Origin of the sequence: Chitinophaga barathri (assembly GCF_003807585.1) — a bacterium.
GTDB classification, from domain to species: domain Bacteria; phylum Bacteroidota; class Bacteroidia; order Chitinophagales; family Chitinophagaceae; genus Chitinophaga; species Chitinophaga barathri.
Genome location: NZ_RMBX01000015.1, coordinates 119,530 through 135,617, shown reverse-complemented (window position 1 = coordinate 135,617; position 16,088 = coordinate 119,530). Strand labels below are relative to the sequence as shown.

Annotated in this window: 19 protein-coding genes; 11 read left to right on the top strand and 8 right to left on the bottom strand. The window is 52.4% G+C overall.

Features of this window, described 5'->3' with window-relative positions:
• Nucleotides 1-83 precede the first annotated feature (83 nt).
• Nucleotides 84-671 (bottom strand): RNA polymerase sigma-70 factor, encoded by a 588-nt coding sequence (locus EG028_RS24495; protein WP_120518986.1) that lies wholly within the window; start codon nucleotides 669-671, stop codon nucleotides 84-86.
• Nucleotides 672-855: 184 nt separating this feature from the next.
• Here EG028_RS24495 and purU point away from each other — a divergent pair, with 184 nt between their 5' ends.
• Nucleotides 856-1,683, top strand: a complete 828-nt coding sequence (gene purU, locus EG028_RS24490; RefSeq protein WP_174235436.1) for a formyltetrahydrofolate deformylase — start codon at nucleotides 856-858, stop codon at nucleotides 1,681-1,683.
• Nucleotides 1,684-1,885: 202 nt separating this feature from the next.
• Here the strand turns inward: purU and EG028_RS27800 are convergent, their stop codons facing one another.
• From EG028_RS27800 to EG028_RS24480, 3 genes are all read right to left on the bottom strand, one after another.
• Nucleotides 1,886-2,038, bottom strand: coding sequence for a hypothetical protein (locus EG028_RS27800; RefSeq protein WP_162946628.1), 153 nt, complete (start codon nucleotides 2,036-2,038; stop codon nucleotides 1,886-1,888).
• A complete protein-coding gene (locus tag EG028_RS24485) occupies nucleotides 2,031-2,270 on the bottom strand; it encodes a hypothetical protein (RefSeq protein WP_120518984.1) in 240 nt (79 codons plus the stop codon). Before EG028_RS24485 ends, EG028_RS27800 begins: the two co-directional genes overlap by 8 nt.
• Before the next feature lie 98 nt (nucleotides 2,271-2,368).
• The gene (locus EG028_RS24480; RefSeq protein ID WP_120518983.1) at nucleotides 2,369-3,652 is read right to left on the bottom strand and encodes a histidine kinase; all 1,284 of its coding nucleotides are present in this window, start codon (nucleotides 3,650-3,652) and stop codon (nucleotides 2,369-2,371) included.
• A gap of 63 nt (nucleotides 3,653-3,715) precedes the next feature.
• Between EG028_RS24480 and pheS the strand changes: the two genes are divergently transcribed.
• The 3 genes from pheS (at nucleotide 3,716) to EG028_RS24465 (ending at nucleotide 6,689) form a co-directional block, all read left to right on the top strand.
• Nucleotides 3,716-4,744, top strand: coding sequence for a phenylalanine--tRNA ligase subunit alpha (gene pheS / locus EG028_RS24475; protein ID WP_120518982.1), 1,029 nt, complete (start codon nucleotides 3,716-3,718; stop codon nucleotides 4,742-4,744).
• Nucleotides 4,745-4,816: 72 nt separating this feature from the next.
• Nucleotides 4,817-5,674, top strand: a complete 858-nt coding sequence (locus EG028_RS24470; protein WP_120518981.1) for a 3-hydroxyacyl-CoA dehydrogenase NAD-binding domain-containing protein — start codon at nucleotides 4,817-4,819, stop codon at nucleotides 5,672-5,674.
• 34 nt (nucleotides 5,675-5,708) lie between these two features.
• Nucleotides 5,709-6,689 carry an NAD-dependent epimerase/dehydratase family protein gene (locus tag EG028_RS24465; RefSeq protein ID WP_120518980.1) on the top strand — a complete coding sequence of 327 codons (981 nt, stop codon included), beginning with the start codon at nucleotides 5,709-5,711 and terminating at the stop codon, nucleotides 6,687-6,689.
• A gap of 143 nt (nucleotides 6,690-6,832) precedes the next feature.
• Here EG028_RS24465 and EG028_RS24460 read toward each other — a convergent pair whose 3' ends face one another.
• From EG028_RS24460 to EG028_RS24450, 3 genes are all read right to left on the bottom strand, one after another.
• Entirely contained in the window at nucleotides 6,833-7,531 is a 699-nt protein-coding gene (locus EG028_RS24460; RefSeq protein ID WP_120518979.1) for a hypothetical protein, read from the bottom strand.
• 10 nt (nucleotides 7,532-7,541) lie between these two features.
• Nucleotides 7,542-8,483, bottom strand: a complete 942-nt coding sequence (locus tag EG028_RS24455) for a UDP-3-O-(3-hydroxymyristoyl)glucosamine N-acyltransferase (protein WP_120518978.1) — start codon at nucleotides 8,481-8,483, stop codon at nucleotides 7,542-7,544.
• 400 nt (nucleotides 8,484-8,883) lie between these two features.
• Nucleotides 8,884-9,588, bottom strand: coding sequence for a Crp/Fnr family transcriptional regulator (locus EG028_RS24450; protein WP_120519091.1), 705 nt, complete (start codon nucleotides 9,586-9,588; stop codon nucleotides 8,884-8,886).
• A 72-nt stretch (nucleotides 9,589-9,660) separates the two neighbouring features.
• Between EG028_RS24450 and EG028_RS24445 the strand changes: the two genes are divergently transcribed.
• From EG028_RS24445 to EG028_RS24415, 7 genes are all read left to right on the top strand, one after another.
• Nucleotides 9,661-10,248, top strand: a complete 588-nt coding sequence (locus EG028_RS24445; protein ID WP_120518977.1) for a pseudouridine synthase — start codon at nucleotides 9,661-9,663, stop codon at nucleotides 10,246-10,248.
• Nucleotides 10,249-10,330: 82 nt separating this feature from the next.
• A complete protein-coding gene (locus EG028_RS24440) occupies nucleotides 10,331-11,206 on the top strand; it encodes a YicC/YloC family endoribonuclease (protein WP_120518976.1) in 876 nt (291 codons plus the stop codon).
• Nucleotides 11,207-11,219: 13 nt separating this feature from the next.
• The gene (locus EG028_RS24435) at nucleotides 11,220-11,717 is read left to right on the top strand and encodes a gliding motility lipoprotein GldH (protein ID WP_120518975.1); all 498 of its coding nucleotides are present in this window, start codon (nucleotides 11,220-11,222) and stop codon (nucleotides 11,715-11,717) included.
• Nucleotide 11,718: 1 nt separating this feature from the next.
• Nucleotides 11,719-12,738: a sensor histidine kinase gene (locus EG028_RS24430; protein ID WP_120518974.1), complete on the top strand. Its 1,020-nt coding sequence runs from the start codon at nucleotides 11,719-11,721 to the stop codon at nucleotides 12,736-12,738.
• Between the two features lie 77 nt (nucleotides 12,739-12,815).
• A complete protein-coding gene (locus tag EG028_RS24425) occupies nucleotides 12,816-13,526 on the top strand; it encodes a response regulator transcription factor (RefSeq protein WP_120518973.1) in 711 nt (236 codons plus the stop codon).
• A gap of 180 nt (nucleotides 13,527-13,706) precedes the next feature.
• Nucleotides 13,707-14,516: a sensor histidine kinase gene (locus EG028_RS24420; protein WP_162946626.1), complete on the top strand. Its 810-nt coding sequence runs from the start codon at nucleotides 13,707-13,709 to the stop codon at nucleotides 14,514-14,516.
• Nucleotides 14,517-14,567: 51 nt separating this feature from the next.
• Nucleotides 14,568-15,311 carry a LytR/AlgR family response regulator transcription factor gene (locus tag EG028_RS24415; protein WP_120518971.1) on the top strand — a complete coding sequence of 248 codons (744 nt, stop codon included), beginning with the start codon at nucleotides 14,568-14,570 and terminating at the stop codon, nucleotides 15,309-15,311.
• Nucleotides 15,312-15,314: 3 nt separating this feature from the next.
• Here EG028_RS24415 and EG028_RS24410 read toward each other — a convergent pair whose 3' ends face one another.
• Nucleotides 15,315-16,088 carry a tetratricopeptide repeat protein gene (locus tag EG028_RS24410; RefSeq protein ID WP_120518970.1) on the bottom strand — a complete coding sequence of 258 codons (774 nt, stop codon included), beginning with the start codon at nucleotides 16,086-16,088 and terminating at the stop codon, nucleotides 15,315-15,317.

The window sequence follows — 16,088 nt, the reverse complement described above, 5'->3', positions numbered from 1 at the left end:
TACTGTTAGTGCCTTCTGGCGGTCAAGTTGAAATAAAGACAATGCTGAAATGCCGGAGGACTATTCCGGCGAAAAATAAATTTTTATCCCAGTATGCTGATGCAGAGCAAAGGCAGCAGGGTATGCATGTGGTGGAGAAGGTAGAGCCTGATGGATTGCAGCGCCTGCACCATCTGGTTTTTAACTGTGAAGCGGGAAATACGTAGTTCGGTGGCTATTTCTTCATAGGAAAGGCCTTTTTCCCTGGCCAGCTGGTATATCTTTTTCCGTTGGGGCGGAAGGCTGGCAATGGCGGTATTGAGGATAAATTCGCATTCCTGGTTCCTTACCTTAAAGTCCGCATCGTTGATCGTTTCAAGGGTTTCGTACAGGCGCTGCTTGCGTACAGCAAGCTCCTGCGCGGCTTTTTTGAACTGGTTGAAAATAAGATTGCGGGCGATGATGAACAGGTAATCTTTGAGGCTTTTGATCTCAGTGAGTTTTTCGCGTTTTTCCCAGATTCGGCGGAACACTTCCTGGACGATCTCCCGGGAGGCTTCGGGGTCTTTCGTGTACATGAGCGCCACCTCGCGGATGTGCTGCTCATAACGGCGGTACATGATGGTAAATGCAACGTCATCTCCCGCGGCAATTAGTTGCAGGAGCGTTTCGTCAGGTTGCTTATCATACATATTTACGGCCAAAGCCACGCGATTTCAATAATTTATGCAGTTAAAACTACGTAAATCACCAATAATCGCGGGCTTAATTAATGATCCGATCTTACCATTTTTCCGTACTAAATTACCCGCCGCCCGGAAACAGGCGTGGAATACATTATTAGAGGCGGATTTATTTTAATAAATTGGTCGTCCTATGATAGTCCTGATTCAATCGATAGACCGGGTAGGCCTTGTGGCTGGTATATCCGCCATTATGGCGAAGGAGCGGCTGAACATTGTTTCGCTCAGGGAGTTTGTGGATAAAACAGACAACCGTTTTTACATCCGTATAGAAGCCGAAAACGACAGCGACCCCGTGGCGCTGGAAGCGGCCATCCGGCTGGTGCTTCCGCCGGAGGCATTTGTCAGCATTAACCCCCGGCCGGAAAAAAAGATCGTGGTGATGGTGACCCGGGAGTACCATTGCCTGGCGGACATCCTGGTGCGCAACCAGTTCAACACCCTGGGCGCTACCGTGCAATGCGTGATCGGCAACCACCAGGTGCTGGAGAACATCTGCCAGCGGTTCGCCATTCCTTTTCATTATATCTCCCACGAGCAGGAAAGCAAAGCCGCCTTTGAAGAAAAAGTGCAGTCGGTGATTGCCGGTTATAACCCGGATTATATTATACTGGCGAAATACATGCGGGTGCTAAGCCCGGATTTTGTGGCCCGGTACCCGGAGCGGATCATCAACATCCATCATTCCTTCCTTCCCGCTTTCGCCGGCGGGCACCCTTACAAACAGGCTTTTGAAAGAGGGGTGAAACTGATAGGCGCCACCTCCCATTTTGTGACGAACGAGCTGGACGAAGGGCCCATTATTGCCCAGCAGGTGATCCCGGTGAACCATTCGTTCACCACGGCGGATATGGTAAAGGCTGGCAAGGAAATAGAAGTGTCCGTGCTGGCGAAGGCGCTCCGCCTCGTTTTCAGCGACAGGGTGTTCGTCTACCGGAATAAAACGGTGGTTTTTGAGTAACGGGAGAGCCATTCTCCAGTTGCAACCGCTGGAAACAAACAGTGGTGATCGGTGAGAATACCTGCTATACCGTATAAAAGAAAAGCGCACCTATCGTGCGCTTTTCTTTATTCATCAGGCGGGATTAATACAATTAAGCGGCGGAGGCGGAGCGCCGTCATTCTGTTGAGCCGGGGAATGAGCCCGGTGATTCATTCTTTTCTCAGTCTTTTTTCACGGGTTCGTCTTTTTTGATCACGGGAGGAGTGAAAGGTACCATTTCACTTTTCGGAGAAGCCTCCTTTTTGATCACAGGAGGAGTGAACCGTACTTCCTTTTCTTTATTTGTTTTAGCAGCTGCATCTTTTTTAAGCACCGGCGGCGTGAATTTTACTCCGGATGAAGCCGGGGGCGTCCTTCTGTACCCGGGGCAATGCGGGCGGCGGAGGCGGTGGTACTTTTCCTTTGGAAGGAGAAACCTGTTTGATTACAGGAGGAGTAAACTGCGGTTCTTTTGCTTTTGCGGGCGTGGTCTTTTTTTCCTGGGCAGAGAGCGCAGTGCACGCCAGCAGCATTACGGCAACCAGGATGGAGGATAACTTCAGCATAACATGGGTATTTTTATGTAGATGCCCTCCCCGGTGATTTCCATAAAAACTCTCCGGATTTTCCCAAAATACCCCTCCTAAGTCCGGGTAAAGTTTTCTCAACCCATATGCGCCACTCCCGCACCGGGAGCGATCTCAAAAGCGATGTTCACTTTTGTGCCTTGCGCTGCGCCGTCTTCGCTGTACAGGTCTATCACCCGGATATGGAAAGTGGAGTTAAAAAGCACTTTGTACAGCTCTACCCGCTCCATACACAGGCTCATACCTTTGGAAGCATGGCTGGAAGGCTGGCGCCGGGTGGACTGTGCGCGGCCAACACCGTTGTCCGTGATCTCGCACAGCAGTTCTTTTTCCTTCGGTCTGCGCCAGTGGATATGCAGGCTGCGGTCCCCTTCTTTATTCATCAGCCCATGCCAGATGGCATTTTCGAGGAACGGCTGGATCAGCATGCCGGGCACAAAGTATTCGTCCGGGTTAATACCCTCGTCTATAAAAATGGAATAATGAAACGGTTTGTTTGTCCGCAGCGCTTCTATCTTCAGGTAATGCCCCAGCAGCTCCACTTCTTCCCGCAGGGAGATAAAATTTTTTTCCGCGTGCATCAGTACCATCCGCAGCAGCCTCGCGAAGTTGGACACGTAATCGGAAGCTTTGTCTATATCCGAAGACAGGATACAATGATAAATTCCGTTCAGGCAGTTGAACAGGAAGTGCGGGTTCATCTGGCTCTTAAGCGTCACCAGCCGGAACTCTGCCAGCTGTTTGTGCAGCAGCTGTACTTCCATGGCCTGCCGCCGGCTTTTTTCTTCCATCACCGTACGGGAGATCTTAGAAGCGCAGATGGCCGCAACCCGCTCCAGCAAGAGGAGATGCTCCGTGGTATAAAAGTCCCGGTGCGAGTTCTCCGAATCGATGATGCCGATCACTTTACCGGCGTCTATGATGGGCACGGTTATCTCGGACAGGCGGCGTTCATCATCCACGATATACCGCGGATCTTTGGAGGTGTCCGGTACGATCTCCGGCCGGCCCGTAAGCGCCACCGTGCCTACGATACCGCGGCCCAGCCTGATCTCTATGGGGTCCCGTATCTCAAAACGGACGGGGTTTTTAGGGCCGTAGGCGGCTTTCTGCACCAGTACGCCCAGTTCATCATCCAGGAGATAGATCACACAGTCTTCCAGGTGAAGGCGTGAGATACAGTTCTTGGCTACATCCCAGAGGATGTCGTCCACGGTGTTTTTGCCGAATAATGAAGTGGTGAAGTAGTTGAGTGTGGCTTCCGTTCTATATTGCCGCCTGTACCTGGCCATCCGGCGGTAGAGGACCGCCAGCAGGAGTAAAAGCACAGAGACAATTGCGATATAAACGGTTATAGGCATTGGATTCCCCAAATTCCACTCCAATTTACTCTTTTTTCTCCGCAGCACGTTATATTTGCACCCATGGAGCAGATAGTGCAGCAAATAGAAGCATATAAGCAGGAAATTGCCGCCTTCCAGCCAAAAACGGCGGAAGAACTGGAACAATACCGCATTAAATTCCTCGGTACCAAAGGATTGGTGAAAGCCCTCTTCGGGGAAATGAAATCCGTGCCCAATGAACAGAAAAAAGAGTTCGGGCAGGTACTGAACAGCTTTAAGCTGCTCGCCGAAGGCCGATACGAGGAGTTTGAGCACCTGAAAAACGGCGCCGCGGACGCTTCTGCCCACCAGGACCTTACCCTTCCCGGCGAGCCGCACCGCCTGGGCACCCGCCATCCTATCAGCATCGTGCGGAACAAAGCCATCCGCATTTTCGAACGCCTTGGCTTCACCATCGCGGAAGGCCCCGAGATCGAAAACGACTGGCATAACTTTACCGCCCTCAACCTGGACGAAAACCACCCCGCCCGGGACATGCAGGATACGTTTTACGTACATAACAACCCGGACTGGCTGCTGCGTACGCATACCTCCTCCGTGCAGGTGCGCGTGATGGAAGAAGGCAAGCTGCCTATCCGCATTATCTGCCCGGGCCGCGTATACCGCAACGAAACGATCAGCGCCCGCGCGCATTGTTTCTTCCACCAGATAGAAGGGCTGTACATCGCTGAAAACGTTTCTTTCGCCGATCTCAAACAAACGCTGTATTATTTCGTACAGGAGTTTTTCGGCGAGAACTTCAAAGTACGTTTCCGCCCCTCCTTTTTCCCGTTCACAGAGCCCAGCGCGGAAATGGATATTTCCTGCCTGATCTGCGGCGGCGAAGGCTGCAACGTGTGTAAACATACCGGCTGGGTGGAAATACTCGGCTGCGGCATGGTACACCCGCAGGTATTGGAAAACTGCGGCATCGATTCCAAAAAATACACCGGCTTCGCCTTTGGCATGGGCATCGAAAGATTGACCATGCTCAAATACCAGATCAAAGACCTCCGGCTGTTCTCGGAAAACGACCTCCGTTTCCTGAAGCAGTTCCAGGGCGCTGTATAAATTTCCTTCAAGGCCGGAACAACACGTTTCCGGCCTTGTTTTTTCCCCGTGTTTACCCTAATCTTCCCACATATGCAAGCTGTACAGGACATCAAGGTAATTGCCGTTTGCGGCGCTGGAACGATGGGCGCCGGCATTGCACAGGTGAGCGCCGCCGCGGGTTTTCATACCCGCCTTTTTGACCTGGATGAAAAAGCCCTTCAGCAAGGTTATACGCAGATACGCGGCAATCTCCAGAAAGCGGTGGACAAAGGCAAAATGCCGCAGCAGCAGATGACGGACATCCTTGCCCGCCTCACCCTTTGTAATGACATGGCGGAATGCAAGGCAAACGTTGTGATCGAAGCCATCGTCGAAAAGATCGATGTAAAGGTTTCGCTTTTTAACCAGCTGGCTGCTATCAATCAAACGGACACCATCTTCGCTTCCAATACATCATCTCTTTCCGTTACGGAGATCGCCCGGCAGGTGGCGCACCCGGGGCGTGTGGCCGGTATGCATTTTTTTAACCCCGCTCACCTCATGCAGCTGGTGGAAGTGGTAAGCGGGGAACAAACCACCCCTCACACCGCCCGCCTCCTCTATGCGCTGACCATGGAGATGGGAAAAACACCGGTAAGGGTAAAAGATTCGCCCGGCTTTATCGTGAACCGTGTAGCCCGTCATTATTATCTTGAAGCGATGGAAGCGGTGGAAGCCGGCAATGCGGACATCTCCGCTACGGACCGCCTGCTGGAAGCGGCGGGTTTCAGGATGGGGCCTTTTGCCCTGATGGACCTCATCGGCAATGATGTCAATTACGCTGTCACCGTTTCCCTCTACGAAGCCTTTGAGCGCGCGCCACGATTTAAACCCGGCGCCATGCAGGCCGCCCTTGTAGCAAAAGGCGAGCTGGGCCGCAAAACCGGCAAAGGTTTTTACAACTATTGATTTACATTTGTGCCGCAATAACAATTCATCTATCATGATCCTTGTAACCGGAGGAACAGGTTTTTTAGGCAGCTATCTTTTGCGGGCACTGGTAAAGTCCGGCAAACCTGTGCGCGCCTTGTACCGCAACCGCATCCCCGGGCAGGTGAATGATTTCAAAGACAAAGTGGAATGGTTTCAGGCTGATGTGCTGGACACCGGCGCGCTGGAAGACGCCATGCAGGGCATCACTGAAATTTATCACTGCGCGGCGATTGTTTCTTTCCACCCGGAAAAGCGGGATGAAATGTTCAGGACCAATATCGAAGGCACGGCTAACGTGGTGAACATGGCGATTGATGCGGGCATCCGTAAGATCGTGCATGTAAGTTCGGTGGCGGCGCTCGGCAGGGCCAGGCAGCAAACCGCGCTGAATGAAGATGCACAGTGGGAAGACAGCGACAACAACTCGAACTACGCTATCAGCAAACATCTCAGCGAAATGGAAATATGGCGCGGCATCGCCGAAGGGCTGAATGCCGTGATCGTGAACCCCTCCATTATACTCGGCAGCGGTTTCTGGCACGACGGCACCGGGCTGATGCTGAAAAATGCCTGGAAAGAATTCCCTTATTATACGGAAGGCGTGAACGGATTCGTGGACGTACGCGATGTGGCGGAAGCGATGATCCGTTTGATGAACAGCCCCCTCAGCGGCGAAAGGTTTGTGCTCAACGGGGACAACTGGGCATACCGCCACCTCTTTACCCGCATGGCGGAAGTAATGGGCAAAAGACCGCCGCATATTGGCGCTAAACCATGGATGGCCGCCCTTGTATGGAGAGTGGAAAAGTTCCGCAGCCTCTTCACTGGCAAGCGCCCGCTCATCACCCGCGAAACGGCCCGTACCGCACAGCTGAAAGTATATTACAGCAGTGCGAAGATCACGCAGACGTTGCCCGGCTTCCGCTTCAGGCCCCTGGATGAAACGGTGACGGACGTAAGCAGGGATTACCTTGTTTCCCGGAATGCCTGATAACCTTTAACGAATCTCCCTCCCTTCACCTGGTATCAAATAAAAAGGCCGCCTTTCCCGGGCAGCCCTTTCAGGATATTTTATCGTCCCGCAGCTCTAACAGCTTTGCGGGTTTGTTAATCGTCAGGACGTTATCCTTCCTTTTATGATTTAAACAGCAGCCCGAGCATTATTGCCGCAAGTGTTCTTTGCAGGTTTGCATCCGCTTTGCTGTGTATCCATGCCCGGGGATTTTCGCCGGTGACCACGGCGGCTACAGGCACGCCCTTCAGCTGGAATTCATAACAGATCTTCTCCGTACTGTTCCGGATGCCGTAGCGGTTATGCGCGGTGATCCTGATCTCGTCCGTGGAGGAGCGGAGGATGCCTACCGGTTTATTGTCGTTCAGTTCCAGGAAGGCAATGTTCTTTTTCAGCAGCAGTTCCCAGCTCTTCAGCGGGTCCTGCGCGGTGCCGCCGGCAAAGATGTACCAAAGCGGCGCGTCGCCCGGCAATGTATTCAGGTAAGCGGGAAGGGGGCGGTTGGAAAAGGTGATCTTCCCGGTGCTGAGCACCTGCACGGGCAGTTCCGCATCCTGGCCTTTTACGGTGAAATAAAAAGCGTCCGAGGTGCTTTTGAATTGTTTGGCCGGTGTGTTCGCCGCCACGCCGTTTGTACGGGAGGAGGTGGTATAGGCGCCGAGCGTAAGCGTTTTGGCGGTAAGCCAGCCGTCCTTGATCTTAACGGGCAGTTCATTTGCGGCAATATAAAGACCCGGATCGGCGGCGGGCTTCTTCACGGTGGCACAGGCAGTAAAAAGCAGGCAAAGGGCGATAACGGGGCCGTAAATAGTTTTTATCATGGTATTTGAACTAGCTGTTGAGCTTTGACCAGATCTCCGGGATGCGTTTGATCCAGGCCAATTCCTTTTTCTTTTCGCGGGCATCTTCCACGGGTGAGCCGAAGTAGGTTTTGCCGCCTTCGATGGATTTGCCGATGCCGCTTTGCCCGAGCACAACGGCGCCTTTGCCGATGGTCAGGTCTTTGTTCACACCCACCTGTCCCCAGAGGATCACGTTGTCTTCGATGATCGCTTTACCGCCTACGCCTACCTGGGCGGCAAAGAGGCAGTTCTTCCCGATCACCGCGCCGTGACCGATGTGCACCATGTTGTCGAACTTGGTGCCCGCGCCGATGATGGTATCGCCGCTCACTCCTTTGTCGATCGTGCAGCTTGCCCCGATCTCCACATCATGTTCGATGATCACCCGGCCGCAGCTCAGGAGTTTGTCGTACATCACGGCCCGGTCCGCCCTTCTTTTGAAATAAAAGGCATCCGCGCCGATGACGGTGCCCGCATGAATGATAACATTGTCCCCGATGGTGGTATGGTCGTAGATGGTTACGTTCGGGTGGATGATGCAGTTCTTTCCGATGGTGACATGGTGCCCGATGACAACGCCGGGAGATACAACGGTGCCTTCACCTACCACCGCGGTATCGCTGATGGGGGAAGTAACCGGTACAAAGGGACGGTACTTCTTCACGAGGCTTACGTACGCGCTGAAAGGGTCCGCGGTGACCAGCAGCGCTTTGCCGGCGGGCACGTCCACCTTCTTGTTGATGATGATGATCGTGGCGGGGGAAGTAAGACAGGCGTTGTAATACTTCTCGAAATCCACGAACGAGATGTCTCCCGTTTCCACTTTGTGAATCTCGTTGATGCCGGTAGCCATGAGTGTATCATCGCCTACCAACTCTGCTCCAATGAGCGTTGCTATTTCTTTTACCGCAATCGGTGCTTCAAACTTCATAGTTCATCTTTAAAGTAGACAGCAAAGTTAGGGGGCGTTATCCACACTTTTTTTCTGCCTGTGAATAAAATTTCTTGTAAAATTTTTCTTTTGTGATGAAATTCTTTTTAATATTGTGTAGGGAATTTTATTTCCCTGTACTTACTAACCCATTCACATAACAAGAAAGTCTGATTGTTCTCACGGTCAGACTTTTTTTATTGCCCCTGTAACCCGCGGCAGCAAAGCGTTTCAAAGCATTCATTTTTTTCACGCACTACATCATCAGCAAAAAGAACACCCGGTTTTGACGGATTAAAGCGTTCAGCTGACCTTTACCCCTTCCCCGTTTTTTCATCGGAAAGACCCTTTTAAGCACTTTTGAAGGCAAAAATTTTTGGTTACAGCGGAACCGGAGAGGTTAATCCTGGAGGTTAGCCATCTTAATGAGTTGCTGAAGGCGGAGTATCCTGATCTTTTTACCCGTCAGGTCTATCACCTTTTCCTTTTTGAACTCGGAGAGCAGGCGTATCGCGGACTCGGTAGCGGTGCCAACAAGGTTCGCGATCTCTTCCCTGGAAAGGGTTACGTTGATGGTCTGTTCATCTTCTTCCAGGCCGTAAGTTTCTTTCAGCGTAAGCAGGGTTTCGGCCAGCCGTTCCCTCACGGGCTTCTGCGCAAGATGGGTGATCTTTGTTTCCGCCCTTCTCAGTTCGCTGGTGATGATCTGCATCATCTTCAGGGAAAGCGCGGTATCCGTTTGTAATATCTGGAGGAAAATATCGCGGGGGATGAAACACACCGCACTGTCTTCCAGCACGGTAGCTGTTGCGGTATATGGTTCGTTGTCTATGAGCGCTTTATATCCGATGAGATCACCGGGCTTCACGAGGCGGATGATCTGCTCCCTCCCTTCGTCACCGCTGTGCGAAAGTTTCACCTTTCCTGTATTGATACAGTAGATGCCATAGGGATGTGCGCCTTCCTGGAATATCACCTGGCCTTTTTTGTACACTTTGCACTCTTTGGCGTTGGCAATTTCCGCCACATGTTCAGGTGTGGCCGCGGAAAATATTTCGCCCAGGTATTTGTTGCAGAACCGGCATTCTGTTTGATCGCTTAACATATCATATGCCATAAAACCTCTAAGGATGCGGCAAAATTACTAATTTACAGGCCCTTAACCAAAGTAAGCATTGTGAGCCTGCACTATTTTTCCGTGTATAAGCCATACGAAGTGTTGACCCGCTTCGGAAAAGAGGGAGATAAAGCCGTCTTGTCCGACTTCTTTGACGTACCCCGCGATGTTTACCCCGTTGGCCGGCTGGATTATGACAGCGAGGGCCTGCTGATACTTACCAACGACAAATCGCTCAACCACCGCCTCCTGGACCCCAAACACGCCCATGAAAGGGAATACTGGGCGCAGGTGGACGGCGCAGTGACGAACCAGGCCATCCGGCAGCTGCAGGAAGGGGTGACCATCACCATAGACGGCAAACCTTACCGGACCCGTGGCGTGGACGCCGGGATATTTGAGACTGACCCCATCGTGCCGGACCGTAACCCGCCCATCCGTTTCCGCAAACAAATACCCGCCCCCTGGATACGGCTCATCCTGAAGGAAGGGAAAAACAGGCAGGTGCGTAAAATGACTGCTGCCCTAGGTTTCCCCACGTTGAGGCTCATCCGTTACAGGATAGAAAACCTCAGCCTGGACAACATGCAGCCCGGCGATATAGTAGAGCATTCACAGCAGGAAATGTACAAAGCCCTCTTTCGTTAACATCCTCCCTCCCCAAAATGGCCTGGTTCCCAATCAGAAATATGGGTTCATTTAACTAGATTTGTCACATTAAACAGATAATATGCTCAAATCCATGACCGGCTTCGGCCGTGCGGAGGTAACCCGGGGAGAAACAACCGTTGTGGCGGAAATAAAGTCGCTGAACGGCAAACAGTTTGAAGTGAACCTGAAGATGTCCCCTCTGTTAAAGCCCTACGAATTCGACATCCGCAACCTCCTGCAGCAGGAACTGCAACGCGGTACGCTGGATGCCACTATTAACATCAAGCAGAACGGCGCCACCCGCCCCGTTGTGATCAACACCGAGCTGGCGCGTTACTATCACACCGCTATCTCCTCCATGGCCACCGAGCTTTCCCTTCCGCAGGAAGACATGCTGAATGTGCTGATGAAACTTCCCGAAGTGGTAACCCCCGCTTCCGAACAAATGGAAGAATCCGAATGGCTGGAAGTGGAAAAAGTGATCCGCACAGCCGTGGGCGATATGGATGCCCATCGTATAGATGAAGGCGCCATGCTGGAAAAAGACCTGCTGCTCCGTATAGACAACATCCTGCTGTACACCGAAAAGGTAAAAGAGCTGGACCCCCTGCGCAAAGACAAAGCGCGCGCCCGCCTCGAAGGCCTCCTGGCCGAACACGTAGGTAAAGAAAACGTGGACGCGAACCGCATGGAGCAGGAACTGATCTTTTACCTGGAAAAACTGGACATCTCCGAAGAACTGATCCGACTCCAGAATCACTGCCGCTACTTCAAAGACATACTCGCCGAAGCAGAGCCCGCCAAAGGCAAAAAGCTCGGGTTCGTATTGCAGGAGATCGGCCGCGAGATCAACACCACCGGTTCCAAGGCAAACGACGCCGGCATCCAGCAATGGGTGGTAATGATGAAGGACGAACTGGAAAAAGCTAAAGAGCAGGTACTGAACGTACTATAAGCTGAAATATACTATGACCGTAAAGACGAACCAGGGATACGCCGCCCTCCTGTTATGTTTGCTTGCATTTGCCTGCAAGCCTCCCAGGCTGGAAACATTTGAAAAGAACAGGGACATACCCAATTCCGAATGGGCGGCGGACAACAGGCCGGTATTTGAGCTGGAGCTCTCTCCGGAAGATACCGCCTACGCTTACAACATTTATGTAAACGTGCGGCATACGGACGCATATCCTTACAACAACCTCTGGTTGCTTGTAAGCACGCAGCTGCCGGGAGACAGTACCGCGGTTACCCGCCGGGTGGAGCTGCCCCTTGCAGATACGTACGGCAAATGGCTGGGAAGCGGCATGGACGATATCTATGAGCACCGCATCCCCATTCAGCAGAATGCCATCTTTTCGAAGCCCGGTATGTACCGCTTTACTTATGAGCAGAACATGCGTCAGACCCCCCTCCCCGATATGCTGAGCGTGGGCCTGCGTATAGAAAAAGCCGCGCTGCGGAAGTGATATGGGTAAACAATCCTCATCCGAACTGCCGAGCAAGAAGATGATCACCGGCATCTATGTTTTTGTACTCGTCTACACCGTCGTACAGCTGCTGTGGTGGGGCCTGCTGCTCCATCAGCAAAGCGTACAGATCGCTAAGTACGAACAGGGCGCGCTTGTTCACAAAATGAACGAGCTGCACCATCCCGCGGAGTTTATGCAGGAAATGCAACGCCTCCACAAGGAACAGCAGATGCGCACTTTTAAATACATCGGGGAAGGCGTGATCTTCCTGGTGCTGATACTGGCAGGCGCAGCCATCGTGTACCGCGCCGTGTGGAAACAGATGAAACTCGGCCAGCAGCAGCAGAACTTTATGATGGCGGTAACGCATGAACTGAAAAGCCCCATCGCCGTTGCGAAGCTGAACCTGGAAACGCTCCGCCGCCACAAACTGGATGAAGAAAAACAACGCAAGCTGCTGGATGCCACCATCCGCGAAACGAACCGGCTGGACCAGCTGTGCAACAACATCCTGCTGGCATCGCAGTTCGAGCACCGGAAGTACCAGCCCTTCCTGGAACACCTGGACTTCTCCAGGCTGCTGAAAGACTCGGTGGAAGAATTGCAGTGCCGCACCGTAAGCCACCACATCGATTCGGACATTATGCCGGGAGTGGAACTGCAGGGGGATAAGTTTATGATCACCCTCATGCTGAACAACCTGGTGGAAAACGCGATCAAATACGCCCCGAAAGGAACGAACATACACGTGAAGCTCTTCCGGTCCGGCGACGCCCTCAAACTGGTGGTAAGCGATGAAGGTGAAGGCATTGCGCAGGAGGAAAGGAACAAGATCTTCCTGAAGTTTTACCGCATCGGCAACGAAAACACGCGCAAAAGCAAAGGCTCCGGGCTGGGGCTGTACCTCACCCGCAAGATCGTGGAGCAGCATGGCGGGAGTATAACCGTGAAAGATAATACCCCCAAAGGCACCTGTTTTGAGATCACATGGCATGATTATTCCGTACAATCTGTATAAAATTAACCGGTTGTGCGTAATTTTATAGGCAATAAGCAAAATACCACTTACCGTTCACCATCACCCAATGCATCAATATGAAGGAAGCGACGAAAGCATCAATATTGCTGGTAGAAGATGAAGAAAATCTCCAGGAAGCCCTTAAGCTGAACCTGGAACTGGAAGGATATGAGGTAACGGCCGTAGATAATGGAACAAGTGCACTGAAAGCCGTTAAGAACGAATACTTCGACCTGATCATCCTCGATATCATGCTGCCAGAAATGGACGGCCTGGCCGTGTGCGAAAACATCCGCATACAGAACAATGAAGTACCCATCCTTTTCCTCAGCGCCAAAAACAGCAGCGCGGACCGTGTGCTGGGCCTGAAGAAAGGCGGAGACGACTATATGACCAAACCTTTTAACCTGGAAGAGCTGCTCCTCCGCGTTGAAAAGCTGATCGTCAAAAACAAAAAGATCCAGGACAAGGATTCCGTGCCCAATGTGTACCGCTTTGGCAACAACATGATAGACTTTGCCGCGCAGGAATGCGTGGGGAAAGACGGCAAACACCACGAGCTCAGCAAAAAAGAAACCATGCTGCTCAAGCTGCTGATCGAAAACAAAGGCGAAGTGGTGACCCGGGAAAAGATCCTCCAGGTAGTATGGGGTTACAACGTGTACCCCACCACCCGTACCATAGACAACTTCATTCTCAACTTCCGTAAATATTTCGAGCAGGACAGCCGCAACTCCCAGTATTTCCACTCCGTACGCGGGGTAGGCTACAAGTTCACCGACGGCTGAAATATCCCCTGAACCAACTATCCTTGTTCCGCTGCCGATTGTAAGGCCGCCTCCGCCAGCTATTCAATCCCCCTTTTCCGGGCGTGGAATGCGGCATATATTTGAGCGGCTTAGGAATCTGATATGTATAACCCCACTAGCGGACTGGTTTTATCGCATGCTTTAACGGCCTCGCCGGCATTGGAATTACTGCCCTTACCCGGCGTATTCATTCTTCTTATTGTATTCTTCGTGGTGGCCGCGGCCACCGGCCTTTACTTCTGGTGGAGGGAGCGGAAGCTCAGGCGCAATATGCAGGAAAAGATCGCCATGCAGGGCAGCCGCACCTCGCTGGAACTTCATACCATCCAGAGCCAGATGGACCCCCATTTTATCTTCAACAGTCTCAACGCCATCCATAGTTTTATCCTTTCCTCCAGTACGGAGCTCGCATCGTCTTATCTCACCCGTTTCAGCAAACTCATGCGGCTCACCCTGGAGAACAGCAGCAAGGAATGGATATCGCTGGAAGAAGAACTGGAATCGCTGGAGCTCTACCTGCAGCTGGAGCAGCTGCGCTTCGAAGGACAGTTTGAATACGTGATACACCGCCTGCCGGACTGCCCGCAGCTCTCCGTGCTGGTGCCGCCTTTTGTAGTGCAGCCCTACATTCAGAACGCCATCTGGCATCGCCTGCTGCACCGCGGTTCGGAGCATAAAGGGCTTATCAGCATCGAGATAGGGCGTAAGGACGGGGAGTTTTATATCAAGCTGGAAGACAACGGCGTGGCAAGGCAAAGCGCCTTTCACAGTTACCAGCAGCGCACGCCCGGTACCCGCGTAGCCGCGGAAAGACTGCACTGGCTCAATGCGCGTTATCACACGCATGCCGCCATCACCACCGGCCATGTGTACGATCAGCATCACCAGAAAAAAGGTACTTACACCCTCATCAGGCTGCCGGATGTAACGGCCGCTTCTCTTCCCGAAGAAGCGGAGATTTTTAAGTAAATTAGCATAGCTGAGGTATATTCCTGTTTATCACCCTAATAGAGGGCTTTCATGACTACCATCATTATAGACGATGAGGAACATTGCCGCGATGTGTTGCATCTGCTGCTTTCCCGTTATTGCCCTGAACTGCAGGTGGTAGCGGTGTGCGCAGGCTCCGAAGAAGGGCTGAAGGCCATCGCGAAATATCAGCCGCAGCTCGTGTTCCTGGATGTGGAAATGCCCGGCATGAACGGGTTTGAGCTCCTCGAAGAACTTGGCCGCCCCAATTTTTCAGTGATCTTCACCACCGCTTACGATCAATACGCCATCAAAGCCATCCGTCACAGCGCGCTGGATTTCCTGCTGAAACCCATTGACAAGGAAGAGCTGATAACCAGCGTAAAAAAAGCCACCAGCCAGCATCACACTTCCGGCCCAAAAACAGAAGCCCTCCTCCAGTTCCTCCACCAGCACATGCAGCCAAACGAAAGGCTGGCCCTGCCTACGGTAGACGGCCTGCGGATGATGCCCGTGCGAGAGATCACCTACTGCGAATCTGAAGGGAGTTACACCCGCGTGTTCCTTCAGCAGCACGCCATACCCCTGCTCATCTGCCGCTCGCTCAAAGAAGTAGAGGACGTGCTGAAAGACAAAGGGTTTTTCAGGGTGCACAACAGCTACCTGATCAACCTTTCCTACATGTACAAATATATCAAGGGAGACGGCGGGGAGATCATCATGACGGACGGGCGGAGCGTGCCCGTCAGCCGCCACAGGAAACAGGAGTTCCTGACAAGGATCGAAAAATTATAAGGATTAAAGATTCTTCAGTTCATTCACGGCTACCCATCCGCTTTTACCATCCGCCAGCTGCACTTTGCTAAACTGGCTGGTGCCGTCCAGCACTTTTACTTTCACACCTTCCTTCAGTTCAAACAGGTCTTTGCTGCCGTCGTCCGGCGCGGATTTTACCTTCACGGCGTTGTGCATCACGATGGCTTCCCCGCTGTTGTATGCTTTGTTATGCATCCAGATGGCCATGGAGAAATAACCAATAAAAAGCACACCGGTGAGCACCATCGCCCATCGGAACAATTGTCTCCGTTTTACCGGCACGAAAAAATACACCGCGGCGGCGGCGATCAGCAGCCAGAACCACACGATGCTCCACACCGCCCAGCCTGCACCGGAATGCAGCTGCTGCCATTTCAGCCACCATTTTTCAAAGAAAAGCAAAGGAAGTGTTTCGATATTGCTGCCCACGCGCTGGTTTGCCAAAGCCAGGTTCTGCTCTATAGCTTCGTCCCCGGGTTTGAGGTGCAGCGCTTTTTCGAAACTGTACACCGCCATGGCCGTCTGGTTGCTTTTGTAATAAGCATTGCCCGCATTGAAGTACAGGTCCGCCACCTGGTAGCCTGAGTCGATCAGCTGCTGGTATTTCGCGGCGGCTTCTTCATATTTTTTCTGCTGGTACAGCTGGTTGCCTTCAGCGAACAAGATGGGGTCTTTGTGCGCCTGCACTTTCAGCGCAGTGCCGGTAAGGAGGCAGCACAGCAGTACCTGGATGGAATGTCTGATAGAACGCGTCAT